This is a genomic window from Bifidobacterium thermophilum, from assembly GCF_037482445.1.
Classification (GTDB): Bacteria; Actinomycetota; Actinomycetes; order Actinomycetales; family Bifidobacteriaceae; genus Bifidobacterium; species Bifidobacterium thermophilum_B.
Genome location: NZ_JBBHLY010000008.1, coordinates 24406 through 42599 on the forward strand (window position 1 = coordinate 24406; position 18194 = coordinate 42599).

Genomic DNA, 18194 nt, shown 5'->3' on the forward strand with positions numbered 1-18194 from the left:
ATGGGAAGAGACGACCATGATCACATCCATCGCCCAAGCCGTGGCCCTGTTCGCCGCAACCAACATCGACGACATCGTCGTATTGTCCCTGTTCTTCGCGCGCGGCGCGAAACGCCCCCACATAACGCGCACCATCCTGCTCGGCCAATACCTGGGGTTCTTCGGCATCCTCACCGTCGCCGCAATCACCTCGTACGGCGCCGTGACCCTGCTGCCGGCCGGGGCGATCCCCTATTTCGGTCTTATCCCCCTGGCGCTCGGCATCAAGGCCGGCTGGGACACGATCCGCGGCATCGACGAGGACGAGGACGGTGCCGGCAGGAGCCTTGCCCTACCCACGGTCGCCGCGGTGACCTTTGCCAACGGCGGGGACAATATCGGCGTGTATGTGCCCGTCTTCGTCTCGAACAGCCCGCAGGTCGTCGCCGTGTATTGCGGGGTGTTCCTGGTGCTGGTCTCCGCCATGGTGTTCCTTGCGAGGTTCATCGCCACCCGGCCGGGAATCGGCGAATGGCTGGAACGCTCCGAACGCTACGTGTTCCCGCTGGTACTCATCGTGCTCGGTATCGTGATTCTCGCCGAAGGCCACGCATTCGGGCTGTAGGCGCCCGGAACGCAAGAAGGCGCCGCGCACACCACAACGGGCATGCGCGGCGCCTTGTCTGATCTCAGTTCGTGCCCGTAGCGGATCCGCTGCCGGACCCGGACGTTGAGGAATCGCCCTGCGTCCCGGTCGAACCGGAGGAAGAGGACCCCGTGTTGGACGAATCGTCCTTGCCGGAATCCGTACCGGCGCCGGTACCGCTGTCCGAGGAGCCGGAACCGTTTGCCGTGGTGCCGCTATCGGTCGAGCCGGAGGTGCCGGTCGAGCTGCCGGACGAGCTTGTCGAGCTGGATGACGACCCGCCGGTCTGCGATCCGGTGCCCGATGTCTGGCTTGCACTGCTTGACGCGCTGGACGATGGGGTGGGGCTCGCCGACGAGGATGGCGAGGCGCTTGCGCTCGAGGATGGCTCATCATCGGGGCGTTTGTGCGACTTGTCGTCGCTTCCGGTTGACGCCCCGGTATCACTTGGGGTCGGCGTAGGGGTCACCTTGGTGGTGCCGACCATGTCACGTACCACGCTGTCGGTACCCTGGCCGCGGGTGACCAGCATGATGATGCCTGCGGTGATACCCACGGCGACGAGCGCACTGACTACGGAGACGATGATGGCGACGCGCTTGTTTCTGCGCGCACGCTCCTGGGACGCGGCCAGCGGATGACCGGTGACGCCCGGGCGGCCCGGGCCCTCCCCGGAGACGATGACACGCCCCTGGCGTCCGTTTGCCGCCACATCCGCCGCCGTAGCCCCCGGCTTGACGGAGCCGATCACGCGCGTGGCGTCGCCGTCCGCACCGATCACCGTCGTCGCATCCGAGGCTACGGCATCCATGGCGCGTGTCGTATCGCCGGTCTGGATCGTGCCGCCGGCAGACAAGACGGCGGTCTCATCACCGCCGGGCTGGCGCCCGCTCGCCGCCCGCCGCCCGCGCGTCTGCGGCTTGCCGTTTGCCGCCCCGGCGTTCCCGGAGGCTTCGTCGCCGTCTGCCTGTGCGGCGTCGCCATCCGACCCGTCATTGTTCGCGCCGGCGACATCCTGGAGCTTTTCGGAGGACGCCTTGAGGATGTTCTGGTACAGCTGGGAGGAGACCGCGGAGACAATCGAACCGGCGGCCACACCGATCACCGAGCCGGCGATACCGATCTTGGCGGACAGCAGGAACGACGTGACCGCGGCGAGCGCACCCGCCACGATCTGGGGTATGGAGATTCCCTTGAAAAAGTTCTTCACGCGTCCGACTGTAATGGATGAGTCGGGGGCATGCCGAGGACGGGCTGAAAAATCGCGGCACGATTACATTCCGACTGCGTGTCGCATCAGGATGGTGTACCGATTAAGGTTCTGTGGTGCATGGTGGCACGCGGCACGCGGGGGCAATGGCGTGTCTGCCTGCCGCGCGATCATCGGGGGTGTGCATGTTCGCCTGTGTGGGCATAATGGCCGGGTGACTCTTTACGATACCAACACAGAGATGCAATCGACCGCCATGCTCGACCTGCCGGCCAGGCTTCCTGCCGCCGTGTTCTGGGATATGGATGGCACGCTGATCGATTCCGAGATCTATTGGGCCGCCGCCGAACAGTATGTGATCGAGCGGCATGACGGCACGTTCAGCGATGAGGTCCCGCTGCGTGCGCGCGGCCAGTCGACGCCGCGCCTGCTTGAGATCGTGCAGGAGTATATCCCGAGGCATGTGGATACCGAGACGCTGCGCAGTGAGATCATCGGGTATGTGATTGACCGTGAGCGTGAGAAGCCGTGCTGGGCGACCGGCGCGGTCGAACTGCTTGACGTGCTGTCGCAGGCGGGCATCCCCAACGTCATCGTGTCCGCTTCCCCGCGGGCGATGGTGGACAATATGGCCCGGCAGGCCCCGTCCGGCGCGTTCGTGGGGTATGTGTGCGGCGAGGACGGTCTGGCCGCCAAGCCTGATCCCGCGCCGTATCTGCGTGCCGCCGAGATCGTCGGCGCCGACCCGGCGGACTGCCTGGTCTTCGAGGATTCCCCCGTCGGGTTGGCTTCCGGCGGCGCTTCGGGCGCGACAGTCGTGGCAATCACCGGGTTCACGCCCGAGGGCGTGGTCTTCGACGGCCCGCAGGTGACGAGCATCAAGGATTATGTGGGACTGGGCCTGGATGATCTGGCGAACTTCATGGAGCTCGGCTCGTTGGAGAAGTGATCCGCCAAGGGTGTTTCCCGATGGCCCGGCGCGGTATGGGCGCATGCCGCACCGGGCCGTTTGCCATGCGAGGTATTTGCCGCCTGCATATTTGCCAGCTTGTGTATCATTCGCGCCATGCATATCACGCCGCCGTAGCGTGAAGGCCGGATTATTGGCGTTTGGTGACCACGGACATGATGACGGCCGCGAAGATCAGGGAGAACCCCACGATGGAGGTCCAGCCGATCGTCTCGCCCCAGAACAAGGCGGAGAAGGCGACGGCGAACAGGCTTTCCGTGCACATGATGATCGCCGCGCTTGACGGCGGCACGTGGGCCAGGCCGATGTTCTGCATGATCTGCGCCATGGTGGTCGCGCCGACCAACAGGTACAGGAAGCTCAGGATGACGTTGGGGGCGAGCCAGGAGGCGTTGGGCAGCGGTTCGGTGAGCAGCGCGCCGACCAGGAAGAACACGTCCGCGACGGCGAACTGCATGAAGGTGACGGCGATCGGGTGGAAACGCTGCGTGTACCGCCCGAGGAAAGTGAGGTTGAACGAGAAGATCACCGCGTTCGCGATGGTCATCCAATCACCTTGGCTCAGCACGAGCGACCCTGATCCGGGTTTGAGGGCGACGAAACCCACGCCGGTCAGGCAGATGACCGCGGCCACCAGGTTGATGAGCCTGGGACGCTGCTTGGCGACGATCCACGCCGCGAACGGGGTGAGTACGCAGTATGACGCGGTCAGGAAGGCACTGCGGCCCGGGTCGATGGTCGTCAGCCCCTCGGTCTGCATGATCATGGTGCCGTAGTAGGTGATGCCGACCACGAGGGCGGGGATGATGATCTCACGGGTAAGCGCGGGGATGATCACCCGATGGAACAGGGCGAACATAATCATGCACGAACCGGTCATGCGCATGGCCATCAGCCATTGGGGCGTGATGACGCTCATCGCCACCTTCGCGACCAGGTAGCTGCCACCCCACAGGGCCGCACAGCACAGCAGCATGACGCGCGCGAGGTTCGGGGGGAAGGTGCGCGACATACGGCTGCGGAATTCCTGGAAGCGGCTGTATGCGCGCATGGGTCTTTCCTCCTTCGCCTTCTGGGCATCATGCTTGGCCCGGTACCGGTGCGGCGTCATGGCCGCCGGCGGTCTCGCCGTACTCACGATAGGCGCCGCGCGGAAAGAACACGCCCGCCCTGCAACGGATTTTTCGCAAGGTTCACTTCGCCGAAACGCAGGATGCGATGGCACGGGATGCAGGCTCAGGATCGGGAACGCCCGGCGATGCAGCCGTGAGATTCCTCACAATGCGCGGTGTCGCACTGCCGTATCGGGACGATATGAAGTACGCTGAAACCACCGGACGGTCAGTCCCGATCCGGCGGCAGCCGCAATGCGGCGGCGAAACGGGATACGGCGGCTGACCACATGTCAGTCCACAGCGAAAGGAAACGACCATGGCGACCATTACCCCGGAAATGAAGGATTTCATCGCGAACCATCTGCCTTGGGTGGCGACGATCAGCAAGGACGGCCAGCTCAATATCGGCCCGAAGATGTCGACCTTCGTGCTTGACGACCATCACATCGCCTACCATGAGCGCACCGCCCGGCAGCACTACCAGAACCTGCTCGACGGCAGCGAGCTGGTCATCGGCGTGGCGGACCTGGAGACCAAGACCGGGTACCGGTTCCGCGGCAAGGTGACCTTGCACAGCGATGACGCGATCTACGAGGAGCAGGTCAAGGTCGCCGAACGCAACGGCACCAAGAAGCCGGCCGTCGTGCCGGTGCTCGAGGTCACCGAGATCGACGACCTGACCGCGGGCGCGAAGGCCGGTACCATCATCGAAAAGGACTGACCCTCGCAAGCGGCGCCCTTGCCATGACGGCGGCACACAGGGGCACGGCAAACACGCCATATGCAGCCCCTGTCCTGTTTGCCGGCAGCGCGTCACCGCAGGTAGCGGTGGATGTCGACCGGCAGGTGTATCCCGCCAAAAGTGCCGGGCTGCCTGTCCCACACGCCCGGTATGACAGCCCCGCAATCCGGGCATGTCCCGTCCGCGGTCAGCCGGTAGCCGGTGATGTCGTACCAGTCGCGTCCGATCAGCCGCGCCCCGCACGACGGGCAGAACGTGGTGCCGCCGTCATGGTCGGACACGTTGCCGGTATACACGTAGCGAAGCCCCTCCTGCAGGGCGATCCGACGGGCGTGCAACAGCCGTTCCTTGGGGGTGGGCGGCACGTCGCGCATCCGGTAGTCCGGGTGGAACGCGCTGAAATGCAGGGGCACGTCACGCCCGCAATGTTCGCGGATCCACGCACATTCGGCGTGCAGTGTCCGATCGTCATCGTTATGCCCGGGGATCAGCAGGGTCGTCAATTCGACCCATGTGCCCGTCTCGTTGACCGCGTAGTCGATGGTCGCGAGCACGTCAGCCAGATGCGTGCCCGTGTCGTGCCAGTAGAAATCCTCGGTGAAGCCTTTCAGGTCGATGTTCGCCGCATCCATGTACCGGTAGAACTCGGGCCGGGCGCATGCGGACATGTATCCTGCGGTGACCGCGACCGTGCCGATGCCATGGTCATGGCAGGCGCGCGCCGTGTCGATGGCGTACTCGGCGAACACGATCGAATCGTTGTAGGTGAACGCCACGGCCGGGGCCGAACAGCCTTCGGCCGCGCGCACGATGTCGTCGGGCTGCGCGTCGACCGCGTAGGTGTCCCATACGCGCGACCTGGTGATATCCCAGTTCTGGCAGAACCTGCACGCGCTGTTGCATCCGGCAGTGCCGAAACTCAGGATCGGGGTGCCGGGATGCCAGTGGTTCAGCGGCTTCTTTTCCACCGGGTCCAGCGCGAACCCGGCGCTGCGCCCATACGTGTCCAGCATGATGACGCCGCTGTGGTTGGAACGCACGAAGCACAAGCCACGCTGGCCGTCACGCAGCTTGCACCCGCGCGGGCACAGGTCGCATTGCACACGCCCGTCCGAGAGGCGATGCTGCCAGCGTCCCACCGCCGGGTTTGTCGTACGCCGCGACCCGGGAATATCCCGGCCGTCCCGGCGCGACGGGGATGGCCCATAGGTGTGCGCGAACGGGCTGGTCGGCTGGAAGCCGCCCCGCACCGTGGCCGCGACCTCGTCCGGGTGCGGCTGGTCGAGTGGCTGCCCTGCGTCGGTGGCGCCGTGCGACGGCGTCGTGGCATGCTCATGCATCGTGGCTCCTTTCCCCGTCGGGACCGGTATACAGCATATCCGTCTCATCGTAGGCGCTGACGGTGTACGTCCATGCCGCGAACCGCGCATCATGCCACGTGGTGTCCGCGCGCAGGCCCGCTTTGGCCAGCAGGTGGCCGACGAAATCATGCGGATGCGGTAATTGATCCCATACTTGCGGTAGGAAGGTGGCCCGGTGTCCGCGCCCGTCATCGATGACCAATCCGTCGCGCCGGGGAACCAGCGAGGCTTCCAGCTGTGCGCGCGAAGTCACAGGCAACGCCCGTTTCGGGGACAGCACAGACACTTCGATGCTGATGGCTGGGTATTCCCACGGCTCCACAGGACGGAAACGCGGGTCGCGGCTGGCGGCGTCCACGGTATGGCAGGCGACATCCTCGCCCAACGGGCGGGCCGGCTCGAGCGATCCGATGCACCCGCGCAGATCGCCTTGCTCGCGCAAGGTGACGAAACAGGCGCCGTCATGCTTCAGCCACGGGTGGGTTTCGCTTGTTTCCGCTGCGGTCGGCTCGTCGGTGTCGATGCCGCAATACCTGGCGAGCGCCGCCCGGGCGAGGCGAGGCAGCACTTCCGCGGCTTCCTGCGGCAGGGATTCTTGCGGCTTGTGCGGGTCGGTGCTGGTATTGACGGTATTGCGGGCATTGCGGACGGCATGACCGCTGTGCTCGCAATCGTCATCGTTCTCGCGGTCATCCCCGTCACCGTCATGGTCGCTCTCCCATACGACGAAGGAAGCGTAGCCGACAACCGCCTGATCCGGGTCGGCCATGTCCGGCCGGCGCATCGGCAGACCCGAATCCGCGAGCGCCAGCACTCCCCCGTCGCCCGATGTCGAACAGCCGAGCGGCCTGATGGTAAGGCCTCGACGCCGGCACACGTCGATCAGCCCGTTGATCGGGTAGGCTCCGCAGGCGTAATCAGGTACAATCGGCAGGGTTCCGGCGGCGATGCGCGCGATGGTGTCGTCGTCAAGCTGGCGTGCCACGTGTTCTGGATGGTAGTGGGACAGGTCCGAGCTGATGATGATGGCAGTTGCGGAGTCCGCCCAGAACCGGTCGATCAGTATGCCGAGTTCGCCGGGCGTGGTGTCCCCCGCGTTAAGCGGGATGATGCTGGTCTGCGTGCCGAGGACGCGTTGGATCCATGGGACGTGCACTTCGACGGCGTGTTCGCGCTCGTGGGTGTCGTCATTGACGATGAAGCCGGGTGTATCGGTATTGAGCGCGGCACATTCGGCTTCGGTGTCGATATTCACTATGCCGAGCGGGGTACGCCATGCGCCGGCGGTACAACAGGCGGTGCCGCGGACCGCGACACGATGTGTGGGGCCGATGACGACGGCCCGGCGGATTTTTCCGCGGCCGAGCGCGAGCAGGCTGTATGCGAGCGCCGCGGTGGTACCGGAGTACATGTACCCGGCGTGGGGCGCGATGATGGCTTTCGGGGCGCCTTGGGGCAAGCTGCCGAGCAGATGGCGATGATGGTCGAGCATGGTGCGCGCGTAGTCGAGTTGCCGGTCGATCATGCTGCGCAGCGTGTCCGGGTCAGACGGATAGAACGTGCCGGCGACGGCGGGTCGGCGGACTGCCCCCTGCCAGATCGGTTCCGCGCAATGCGGTATGCGGGGTGCCTCTCGTCTTGTTCCTGTCGCGACGTCGCTGCCGGGCGTATGCTCGTGTGGCGTGGTCATGGCGATCACCTCTTGTTCCGATGATAATCGCATGGTGCTACGCGTACGTCACGGCCTGGAACATGTTGGCGCCTGCCACCATGGTCGGGTGTGCAGGCGCCAATGATATCGGCTGTCGACGATGCTGCGGCGGCAATTCAGCGCACCGGCGGCGTTTCCCACTGGTCGGTGTCCGCGATGGCGGGGCCGTGATTGTATGTCGTCATCCGCCAGCGGACGGTGCCGTCAGGCTGGTCTGCACCGGTCAGGCGCGCCCAGTGGGCGTTGAACATGGAGGTCATCGCCCCGAAATCGTGGTTGCCTTGTGCCATGCCGAGCAGGGTCTGCAGGGTCTGCGATATCCATGCGCCGTGCGAGAAGACGAACAGCGTAGTGTCCGGGCCGGCACGATGCGACCAGTCGTCGATCGCCGCGACGCCGCGCTCCCCTACCGCGCCTTTCGGTTCGGCGCCATGCTTGAGCTCTCCACCCGCGAAATGACGCCACGACTGGTAGTCCGCGGCATACTGTTCGGCGAGGTCTTCGAGCCGCAGGCCCTCCCACTGCCCGAAGCTGCGTTCACGGACCCGCGCATCCGGGTGGACATCAAGCCCGAGCGGATCGGCGAACGCGTGGGCGGTCTGGACCGCACGCCCCAGATCAGAACAGACGACCAGCTGGTTGGGGATATCCGGCCTGCCGTCCACGTACAGTTCGCGCAGCGCCTTGGCGGTCTGCTCCACCTGCCAGGCGCCGACCCCATCAAGCGGGATATCGACCTGGCCTTGCAGGCGATGCTGCTCGTTGTAGGCGGTGCGCCCGTGACGCACGATGATGATCGATCTGACGTGCGGGCCGGTCGGTTCGATCCGCTCATGTTCGGGCCCGTGGTATTCGCCGCCCATGCGCACGGTCATGGCCCTGCCGCTCACTGGTCGGTATCCGCCGTAGCGTCCGCTGCGGTGTCGGTGGTTCCGGGCGCTTCAGGCAAATGCAGGTCGATGGCCGGGCAGTCCTTCCACAGGCTTTCCAGCCGGTAGAAGCGCCGCTCCTCCTCGTGCATCACGTGAATCACGAAATCGCCGAAGTCGAGCAGCACCCAGCGGCCTTCCTGCAGGCCTTCGCGCGAGCGCGGCTGAAGATGGCCGCCCTTGGTGTACAGGTCCTTCTCGATTTCCTCGGCGACGGCAAGCACCTGACGTTCGTTGGACGCGGTGACGATCATCATCACGTCGGTGATGGCGATCGGCCCGGTCACGTCGAAGGCGACGATATCCGTGCCCTTCATGCGGTCGGCCGCGGCTGCGGCGATGCGGACGGCGTCGATGGAACTTTGCAATGCGGTCATATCAGCGCTCCCAAGCGGGCTTCCAGCCCTCGATATTGTGTTGTGTGTTCTCGGAGTATACCATCGTGTCGTCGGGCACGTCGTGGCGGACGACCGACCCGGCGCCGGTGGTGACGTTGTCGCCGACCTCGACCGGGGCGACGAACATGTTGCCGGCCCCCACGTGGACGTTGGAGCCGATCTTCGTGCGGTTCTTGTGCACGCCGTCATAGTTGGCGGTGATGGTGCCGCCGCCGATGTTCGTGTGCTCGCCCAGCTGGGCGTCGCCGATATAGCTCAGATGCGGCACCTTGGTGCCGTTGCCGATATGGGCTTTCTTCATCTCGACGAACGCGCCGGCCTTGGTTTCCTCGCCCAGCTCGTTGCCCGGACGCATATAGGTCCACGGGCCGATGTTCGCCGCCCGCCCGACATGCGATTCCTGGACGCGGGAGCGTTCCACGTGCGCTTCGGCGTCGATTCTTGCGTCGATGAGCGTGGTGTACGGGCCGACGACCGCGCCCTCGCCGATGGTGGTGGAGCCTTGCAGGAAGCTGCCCGGCAGAATCTGCGCGTCGCGTTCGATGCGCACGTCGTCCTCGATCCATGTGGTGGACGGGTCGAGGATGGTCACGCCCTGGCGCATCCAGTATTCGCACACGCGGCGGTTATGCGCGGCGGCGAGCGCGGCGAGCTGCACGCGGTCGTTGACCCCTTCGACGCTCAGGGGGTCGGGGGCGGCCCACGCCCCAACCCGTCCTGTGTGGCGGGCGGTTTCGAGGGCGTCGGTCAAGTAGAATTCGCCTTGCGCGTTCTTGGAGTCAAGTCCGGCGATCGCGGCAGCGAGAACCTTCGCGTCGAACACGTACACGGAGGTGTTGACCTCGCGCACGGCCAGTTCGCTGCTGTTGGCGTCTTTCTGTTCGACGATGCGCAGCACGCTGCCGTCGCTGTCGCGGATGATGCGGCCGTAGCCGGTCGGGTCGTCGAGCATGGTGGTCAGGACGGTCGCGTCGTTGCCGCTGGTGCGATGGTAGTCCAGCAGTCCGGCGAGCGTGTCGGTGTCGAGCAACGGCATGTCGGAAGCGGCGATGAGCACGGTGCCTTCCGCCTTGCCTTCGGCGGCGAGCTGCTTCATGGCGCATTGGACTGCACGGCCGGTTCCGGGAAGGTCGTCCTGGTTGACGATTTCGACGGATTCGTTGTAGGAGCGTGCCGCCTCGGCGACGCGCCCGGCCTGGTAGTGGACGACAACGGCGAGGGTTTCCGGATCAAGACCTGCGATGGATGTCATGACCCGCTGGAGGAAGGTCTTGCCCGCGAGCGTATGCAGCACCTTCGGCGTGGCGGAGCGCATCCGTGTGCCTTCCCCTGCGGCAAGAATGATTGCGGCTGACAATGTCATACGATGAAATCTCCAATTCTTCGTAACGGCGCTGCGCCGGACGGCCATGCGTGAGGCGTCTGACGGCGGCACGCCATGCTTCGAGGATTGTAACCGTCGGGGGCGGACATGGAATCCGACTGCGCCCGTCGGACGGCGGGCCCGCGTATCCGGCTGTCCGCATTGACTAAAATGCAATGAGGTGGATACCTGCCCGCATATGGGCCGGTATCCACCTCGGATGATATGCGAGTCCAGGCTGTCACCTGTTGCGGCGCAGCATCAGCACACCGCCGCCGATGAGCAGGATGCCGAGCACACTGGCCAGGATGATGCCCTGCGCGCCGGTGGACGGCAGCAGGCCCTTGTAGTTCTTGATGACCAGCACGTTGTTGGATACCTGGGAGTATCCGCCCTGCGCGTCAAGCGTGTAGACCGGGGTCTGTTTGGCTCCGTCGGTCCGGGTCTTGTCTGTCTGCGTGTCGAACTTGTCAAGCTTCAGGGTCGCATCGATGATGGCGCTGGTGCTCCGGTACCCGGACGGCGCCTTGACCTCCTTGAGGTAATAGTGCGTACCGTCTGTGCTTGCGGTGATGCCTTCCACATTGATCTTGCCGTCGGCCCCTGTGGTGAGTGTCTGCTCGCTGCCATTGGGGGCGTACTCGTAGGTGGTGCCGTTCTTCGTGAAGTTGACGATGTGGGTGCATTCCTTGTCCGAGTACATCTTGAATTCGGCACCGGAGAGGAACTTGCTGCCGTCAGCACCGTCGATCTTGGTCACTGCGAGGTTGTAGGTGTACACATACGGATGCTCGGTCGGGGTCTTCTCCCCGCCCTGCGTGGTGTACGGGCTGTGCTGGTAGGTCACGTCGTAGGCGTTGCCGACCGCCGTGTTGATTGGTGCGTCCTGGGACAGGTGCGCGGTGTAGTACAGCTTGACCCACTTGCCGGCGAGGGACTTGTTCAAGAGGTTCTTGCTGAGGTCTTTGCCCGTAGTGTCGCCGAAGGTCCAGGTGAGCGTGGCCACGCCACCCGTGGTGCTCTGGGTCGGGCTAAGGTCGAAGTCGTACTGGCCGTCCTTCCGGGAGAAGTCCTGGTCGCCGTCCGTCTTCACGAAGTCGCTGCCGACCATGACAGAGTCGGCATGGTCGAATACCAGGCCCTTGTCAAGCGTATCGTTCATGGTGAACCAGAAGCCCTTGTCCTTGTACTGGCTGCTCCACTGGATGGGCACGTAGAAGGTCAGCTGGTAGTGGATGTCCGTGTTCTCGTTGACCACATCGGCCTTGCGCTGGTTGGAGAGGTCGGCGTCGACGATGTTCTTGTGCGATTCCGGGGTCTTGGACTTGACATGGATGGTGACCTGGCCAGAAACGGGGGTGGTCATAACTAGGGAGACCGGAGAATTGTCGGGCGTGGTGGAAGGCTTGGACGGGTCGTCGCCGGTGGTTTCCTCGATGAGGTACCAGCCGTAGTCGAGGCCGGTCAGCTGTCGTCCCCCATCGGTCAAGGTCGCGAAATCGTTGTTGGATTTCTCGGCTTTCACCTTGTTCCTGACGAGCACGGTGCGCAGCTCATTGGCGAAGGCGTTCGCCTCGGTATCGTCCTGCTTGCTCTTCTGGCGCTGGGCGAGGTGGGAGATCGCCTCGACGACGTCGTCTTCCGAGGAGTTCTCGGTGACGATCTTGTCTTTGGTGTCCTTGTCGACCTGCAGCCGGCAATTGGCGGCAGCGGTCCTCACGTAAGGCAAGTATCCGTCGGTGATGTCGACGGTGATGTCGCCAATCTGGTCAGCAGCAGTGATGCGAATCGGCTCCCAAGCCTGGAAGCTGCGGTATTGCAGATCAGTATTGTCACCGTCAGCGGGTTTGAGGGTGATGGTGCCGTTTGTCGCCGCACTGTCCGCCGCGTAGGCGTGTGGGGTGGCGAACAGGCCCATGGCCAGTATGCCCAGCACCGCGAGCAGCGTTGCCGCCAGGCTCGCGACGCGGGATCGGTTGAGGGTACTCATGATGGGTTCCTTTCTCTTTCTCTGTAGTTCCCTACTTGTTTGTGGTTGTCACGTTGTCGGATGTGGTATTCAGCCGGCTCATGCCGGCGCATGCAGGTCAGGTCAGCGCATAGACGCACCTTTCCTGAAGCGTCGTGACGTTGCATGCCGCGACTGACACGGGTCGGCGAGCATGAGTACGCTTCCCGCACCCAACACCAGGCCGCCTGCGCCCATGATGAGCCACATGCCGCCTAGGTGTCCGGTGCCGGGAAGGAAGAATCGTTTGCGTTGGTTGCCGATGGTCACGGTCGCGGGCTTGCCATCGCCGCTCGCGGAAAGGGGTTTTCCGTCATAGGTGACCCCCAGGTCGGTACCGACCACGATGATGTGGCTTGTCGACGGGGTCTCGTACCCGTTGGGCGCCTGGCTTTCCTTGAGCGTGTAGGTACCGGCTTTGAGCCCTGTGAACCGGGCCATGCCTCCGGCCGTGGATGTTGAGACCTGGGTGATGTCCTCGCCGGTGGAGCGTCTTCCGGAAAGCGTGAATTGTGCTCCTTGCAGATCGGCCGAGGTGTTGGCGTCTATTTTGTGGATGGTGAACGCCGTATCGGTTTTCCTCGGGGCGTTGGACCAAGGGATGGTGTACGAATCGGGGTATTCGTCTGCGCCGGTCGGATTGTCCTTCACCGTGAAGTAAATCTTGTCGTCACGCTTGGTGAATCCTTGCGGGGCTTGCGTTTCGACCAGGTAGTACTTGACGCCTTCGAACAGGGACCATCCGTCCGTGTCTTCGCGTCCGGTGATGGTGGCGATGCCGTCGACACCGGTCGTGAATTCACGGTCGGTGACCGGGGCGTTGTCCTTGGCACGGTACAGTTTGAACTTCGCTCCCGAAAGGGGTTTGTCCAGGTTCCCCGAATCGTTCTTGAGGATCTTGATGACGGGGACGGACGCGCTGCTGGACGAATCGTTGGACAGCTGTGTGGTCTGTGAGACATCACTGGTCTGCCCATACAGCTGGGCCTTGTTCGAGTAGGAGATCTGGCCGGTGCCCTTGAGGTATGCGCTGTAGGTGACGCTGACCGGCTTCTGGTCGGGGAAAGTGATGCTCAGGACATTCGTGTCCGGGTCGAGATGGAACGACACGCCTTCGGACGGGTCCGCATGGGTTAAGGTGACGTCGAGGACCATGTTCTTGGACATGGTGTCCTCGAGGGTGAGTATCCCCCTTCGGGTTGATGTCAGTGCCTTTGGGGTTCAAGTTGAGGCGGAATTTCGCGATATGCGTTGTGGGGTCGACCGATGTCTGTTCCTTGGTCACGGTCTTATAGGTGTAGGTGGAGACGATGCTGCCTGTGCTGTTGCCGTTCCACGTTGCCGTATTGGTGAACATGGTCGTGCCGTCATGGTCCGTTGCGCGCTGGTCCAAGGTGCTCAGCGCGCGTGCGTCCTTGACGATGAGATAGTAGACGATTGTGTACCTCTGGTAGTAGGCACCGTTGTCCTTGGCGATGGCCCCCTGGGGTATGTGGATGGTGACGCCCTTGTCGGTGTCGGTCCAGGTGATCTGCTGGTTGCCTTTAGCCCATTGGCTGTACTGGTTGCCGCCTGATACCCAGTTCTGGTTCCCCCAGTCACCGATTTGCTGGATGGTGGCGAAGGAGAACAACGAGGTGTCGAAATCGTCTTCGATGTCGAAGGTATCGCTGTTGACGCCGTCAAGCGTGAGCGTGAACTTGTAGACAGGCAAGTCCGTGCCGTTGATATTGCGGGTGCCGGCATACGAGGATTTCTTGGCAATGGACTGCTTGAGCGGAGTCACGTCTGCTTGAGCGTTTTTGGATTGTCCGTTGGCGGTCACGGTCGCATTGTTCGTATGGGTTGCCTGCCAGCTGTTGATTTTGCCCAGCGCCAGCCATGTCGGGTCATTCTTGGTTTTCAAGGTCGCGCTGACAGTCCGATCCGAGGACGATTTGTTGAGACCTGGCTTCGTGCGGGCGGTATCACGGTAGAAGGTGATGACGACCTTCGACGGGTCGGAGGTATCGACTGCATAGGATTCGCCCGGCTTCAGGCCGGTAATCGACAACGAGTCCTTAATATAAGAGTCGATCAGGGGCTTGTTCACCCAATTGCCTGAGACATCTTGGTATCCCGACAATGAGGGAAGTGCATCGGTGATTACGAAGCTGGAATATCCCGCGGCCGGCACAGTCGCATCGATTTTCCATGCCGTGTGCTCATACGTGGACTCGTTTGCCACGACGCTTTTCGTGGCATTGAAGTCGAATTCCTTGCCTCCGACCGATACCCCCGAACTGGTGGATTGGTCTCCTGTCGCCTCGGAGTACATGCCTGCGTTGTTGCTGACCCATACGTCGGAGAACGACCCGGCGGTGTCCGTGATCGTGTCATAGGTGACGCGGTACGAGTAGATACCGTCCGTAGAGGGAACCTGGTATGTCCATGCCTTGTCGGAAGCAGGGTTGATTCCGAGCTGTGCCCACGTGACGTGACGGGTTTCCACTGGCTTGCCGTTCTGGTCGACGACCTCGATGTTCACGCCGTCACTGGAATACTGGGTCTTATCGCGCGCGGGCTGTTCCAGGCTGTCGCTGATGGTGCCGCCGGCGAGCGAGACACGGCGCTTGTCATTGGCTGTTACCACCCAGTGGACCGTATGCTTGGATGTCCCTTTCGCATCGACCGCCGTACCGTTCTTGCTGATGCCGGACCATTGGCTCGGTTGGAGCTGCCAGTCGTACTGCTCATTGGTGTTCGAGGTGTTGTTCTTCGGATTGGAATCGTTGTTGCATGTGGCGCTGACACTGTTGGTGCTGTTGTCCGCCGTGACTTTGCCATGGAAGGCGGCATAATCGACCTTGCCGTCATAGGTGAGGACGATGGTCTCCCCGTTGCCCATGGTAGGGGTCTTGAAGGTGAACCCGTTTCCGTTGGCCTGCACATTGTATGACGCGGAGTTGCCCGATACCTTCAGCGTTGACGGGTCGTAGATGATGGCCGATCCGCTGATCGCATCGTGGACCTGGACATCGGTGCTGGTGCCGGTCGACTTGATGGTGACGGTGTAATGCATCCTGCCGCTCTGGTCGTCATACTGTGAACTTTTCTGCACGGCCAGGTCGTTGCTGGTGTCAAGTTGGAAGGTGCGTTCGACCCCGTTGCCCAGCTGTATTTTGCCGGAGACGTTTCTGAGCTTGAAATTCACTCCGAGCACGACTTTTGCGTTCGCGGAGTCAGTCAGATATGCGAAGTTCGGGTCGGAGGTGTTCCACGCGATGACCAGCTGACCGTTCTGGATGTTCCATGAGTTGTTGTGAACGGTATATACCGTGCCGTTGTAGGTTACCGGCACATCGAAACTACCGGATGTCTGCACGGCTTCGAACCCTTGCGGCAGCTGGTAATGCAGCCGTGTTTCAGAGAACTGCGAATCTTCGTTTTCCGCGAAGGTGAAGCGCATGCCGATCTCGTCGCCATCGCGATATCGATATACGCCGTTCGAGTCAGGCTGGACGCCGGAGATTTGGACGTCGATGAGAAACCCATTCAGGTCTTCACTGGTCGAAGCGGCCCAGGAAGGATGCGCGGCGCCGATGACCGATACCACTACGAACACCACTGATATGACCAGCGAGTTCAGGGCGAGCACAGGGTTCTTGCCTGCCGCCCGCCGCTTATGCTTTGCAGTTCCCATCTGGTACGCTTCTCTCCCCCACGGTCATGAAACGTGTCTTCCCACCACGCTTCAGCCAATTCGAATGCTGAGTGTAAAACAGCTTTATTGCATAGAAATTGTGCAATAACTTCAATCGGCAATCCGTGTTACAGTCTTGTAACATGCTGTACGTTAACGAATTAAACGTTTAACTTCCACATAGCATTTCTGTCCTCCCACAAACAGATATTGACCTCAACTATGTATTGCGCTCATATTTACCCCCCCCCCAGACACGAACCACTCCCCCGGCGTGTCTCTATGTCACTTCACGGCATGGCGCGATAGGCATGGCCGCATTGAACTGCTCGACAGCCGCAGCGCGGCACATCCGAACACGCCGACAATGCCAGAAACCACAAGCCCATACATGACAGACGGGTAAAAGCCGTGATCAGCCTGGGATGCAGGGGGCGCAGCGGTCCGTACGCCACGCACGAGCAATCGTTGCGTGTTCACCCCGTACGGCGTGCACGTCAGCAGCGTCACATAGTCGGCATCACCATCGATGCCGAAATGCGAGGTATCCGTCGGGTCGACCACCCAGATCGCATCCACCCGATACCAGTGGCGTTCACCGAGCACGTCAATGTAGAAGGTATCCCCCCTACCCAGCTCGTTGAGCCGCGTGAAAATCAACGCCCCCGGCAACCCGCGATGCCCCGCGATGACACTATTGGTGCCTTTCCCGCCAATCGGCAGGCTCGTACCATACAGATGCCCAGCCCCGACGTTCAGCGTCGTCTCGTCGGTACCATGACGAATCGGCAGTTGCACGGAAATACGCGGGATCGTGACCGTCGCCATGACGCCGTCAACGGAAATCTGCCCCAGATAATCCCGGTCCGAGCGGAATGACTCGTCGGACATGTTCGCCTGCGGGGTAAGCCCGCGACGCACACGGTCGTTGTATACCCGCGCACGGGAGAGCATTCTTGCACGTTGCAAGGATGCAAGACTCGAAGCGCGGTTTACATACTCGTTGGAAACCTCCCGTTCGGTGATCGCGGAACGCCATTGCGCGACAATCGGGTACAACAGGCACGCCGCCCCCAACACCATAACCGCCAGCGCAACCGCGGTACGCGCTATGGAGCGACGGGCGCCATGCGCCCGGGAGGATTGCGATGATGCCATGATGCCCCGGTTTCGTTCACATGAGAACCGATTCGCGGTGCCCGGCCGTCGCGGATGGCAAGACCCGTGAAAATCATGAAGCAGTCTATGGATGCAGGCGGACATGTGACGAGCACCGGGCGGCGGCCCACCGCAATGTCGATTGGGCCACACCGAACGGCCGCACACCCGGCCATGCGCGGAAAAACCGCTTGGATTCCTGCGATACATTGTCGCCGCCCGCAGATAAGCGGCGTATCCTAGAGGCTACATGCCACGGCTCACTCACCGGTGTCCGGCATGATGTTGGTTCCTTCAGCAAGGAGGCGAAGGATATGGGAAGGGTATTCCATCGTTCATTGGGCGGCATGATATGCGTGTGCCTGCTGCTGGTTTCCACCGCGGCTTGCGGCACAGGCGGCGGCGCGACCCATACCGGCGCACCCCACGCCAGCGCGTCCCATACGGGTACGTCTGCGACGCCCTCCCCCATGGCCTCGACGCCGTCGGACACGGCATCGCAGGAGGCGGAAAGCACGCAGGTCTACCGCAAGTTCACCGTCGACGCGCTGCGCCCGTACGCCGAAAACCACACGATGAGCGAGTACCGGCCGCACACGGAGCTCGGGGCCGCCACCCTGCACGGCAGCGGGGACGTCACGTTCTCGCAGCCGGTGGCCGACGACGACATGTATTTCGCCGTCTTCATGTGCAAAGAGAGCAAGCCCAGGCCGTACACCATCGGCGTGCGGGACGCGGACGGCCACAGCTACACCATCCTCAGGCAGGACGCGTGCGTGGACGAAGCCGTCCAGGGAGCCGGGCTGCCCGCCACGCGGTTGAAGCACGGCACCGCCATGACGGTCGAGGCCGCCGACACCACCGACATCGTGATCATCACCTACAAGTTCAAGGCCAGCCTCGCAGACGGCCAATGATTTCG

General features: G+C 62.8%; 15 protein-coding genes. 4 read left to right on the plus strand and 11 right to left on the minus strand.

The annotated features are described in order from the left end of the window. Positions 1–16: 16 nt before the first annotated feature. Complete coding sequence (locus tag WD012_RS05715) at positions 17–604, plus strand: cadmium resistance transporter (protein WP_339562809.1); 588 nt, start codon at positions 17–19, stop codon at positions 602–604. A gap of 64 nt (positions 605–668) precedes the next feature. On the opposite strand, the gene WD012_RS05720 is transcribed toward WD012_RS05715, so the two are convergent. Next, positions 669–1835: a hypothetical protein gene (locus tag WD012_RS05720; RefSeq protein WP_339562810.1), complete on the minus strand. Its 1167-nt coding sequence runs from the start codon at positions 1833–1835 to the stop codon at positions 669–671. A gap of 214 nt (positions 1836–2049) precedes the next feature. Between WD012_RS05720 and WD012_RS05725 the strand changes: the two genes are divergently transcribed. Then, positions 2050–2784, plus strand: coding sequence for an HAD family hydrolase (locus WD012_RS05725; RefSeq protein WP_339562811.1), 735 nt, complete (start codon positions 2050–2052; stop codon positions 2782–2784). A gap of 151 nt (positions 2785–2935) precedes the next feature. On the opposite strand, the gene WD012_RS05730 is transcribed toward WD012_RS05725, so the two are convergent. Next, positions 2936–3856: a DMT family transporter gene (locus tag WD012_RS05730; protein WP_339562812.1), complete on the minus strand. Its 921-nt coding sequence runs from the start codon at positions 3854–3856 to the stop codon at positions 2936–2938. Positions 3857–4236: 380 nt separating this feature from the next. On the opposite strand from WD012_RS05730, the gene WD012_RS05735 reads away from it, so the two are divergent. Continuing rightward, positions 4237–4641 (plus strand): pyridoxamine 5'-phosphate oxidase family protein, encoded by a 405-nt coding sequence (locus WD012_RS05735; protein WP_339562813.1) that lies wholly within the window; start codon positions 4237–4239, stop codon positions 4639–4641. Between the two features lie 92 nt (positions 4642–4733). Here WD012_RS05735 and amrS read toward each other — a convergent pair whose 3' ends face one another. From amrS to WD012_RS05780, 9 genes are all read right to left on the minus strand, one after another. Continuing rightward, complete coding sequence (amrS, locus tag WD012_RS05740; protein WP_339562814.1) at positions 4734–6002, minus strand: AmmeMemoRadiSam system radical SAM enzyme; 1269 nt, start codon at positions 6000–6002, stop codon at positions 4734–4736. Next, complete coding sequence (amrB, locus tag WD012_RS05745) at positions 5995–7713, minus strand: AmmeMemoRadiSam system protein B (protein WP_339562815.1); 1719 nt, start codon at positions 7711–7713, stop codon at positions 5995–5997. The genes amrS and amrB overlap by 8 nt, the downstream gene beginning before the upstream one ends. Positions 7714–7850: 137 nt before the next feature. Then, positions 7851–8597, minus strand: a complete 747-nt coding sequence (locus tag WD012_RS05750; protein ID WP_339562896.1) for a histidine phosphatase family protein — start codon at positions 8595–8597, stop codon at positions 7851–7853. A gap of 23 nt (positions 8598–8620) precedes the next feature. Next, a complete protein-coding gene (gene rsfS, locus WD012_RS05755) occupies positions 8621–9040 on the minus strand; it encodes a ribosome silencing factor (protein WP_339562816.1) in 420 nt (139 codons plus the stop codon). Between the two features lies 1 nt (position 9041). Next, entirely contained in the window at positions 9042–10424 is a 1383-nt protein-coding gene (glmU, locus tag WD012_RS05760) for a bifunctional UDP-N-acetylglucosamine diphosphorylase/glucosamine-1-phosphate N-acetyltransferase GlmU (protein ID WP_339562817.1), read from the minus strand. Between the two features lie 241 nt (positions 10425–10665). Then, on the minus strand, positions 10666–12414 hold the full coding sequence (locus WD012_RS05765; RefSeq protein ID WP_339562818.1) for a SpaH/EbpB family LPXTG-anchored major pilin: 1749 nt from the start codon (positions 12412–12414) through the stop codon (positions 10666–10668). Positions 12415–12516: 102 nt separating this feature from the next. Next, a complete protein-coding gene (locus WD012_RS05770) occupies positions 12517–13509 on the minus strand; it encodes an MSCRAMM family protein (RefSeq protein WP_339562897.1) in 993 nt (330 codons plus the stop codon). After that, entirely contained in the window at positions 13394–16114 is a 2721-nt protein-coding gene (locus tag WD012_RS05775) for a hypothetical protein (protein ID WP_339562819.1), read from the minus strand. The genes WD012_RS05770 and WD012_RS05775 overlap by 116 nt, the downstream gene beginning before the upstream one ends. Positions 16115–16399: 285 nt before the next feature. Next, positions 16400–17272, minus strand: a complete 873-nt coding sequence (locus WD012_RS05780; protein ID WP_339562820.1) for a class C sortase — start codon at positions 17270–17272, stop codon at positions 16400–16402. 314 nt (positions 17273–17586) lie between these two features. Here WD012_RS05780 and WD012_RS05785 point away from each other — a divergent pair, with 314 nt between their 5' ends. Continuing rightward, positions 17587–18189, plus strand: a complete 603-nt coding sequence (locus WD012_RS05785; RefSeq protein WP_339562821.1) for a hypothetical protein — start codon at positions 17587–17589, stop codon at positions 18187–18189. The last annotated feature ends 5 nt before the right edge of the window (positions 18190–18194 follow it).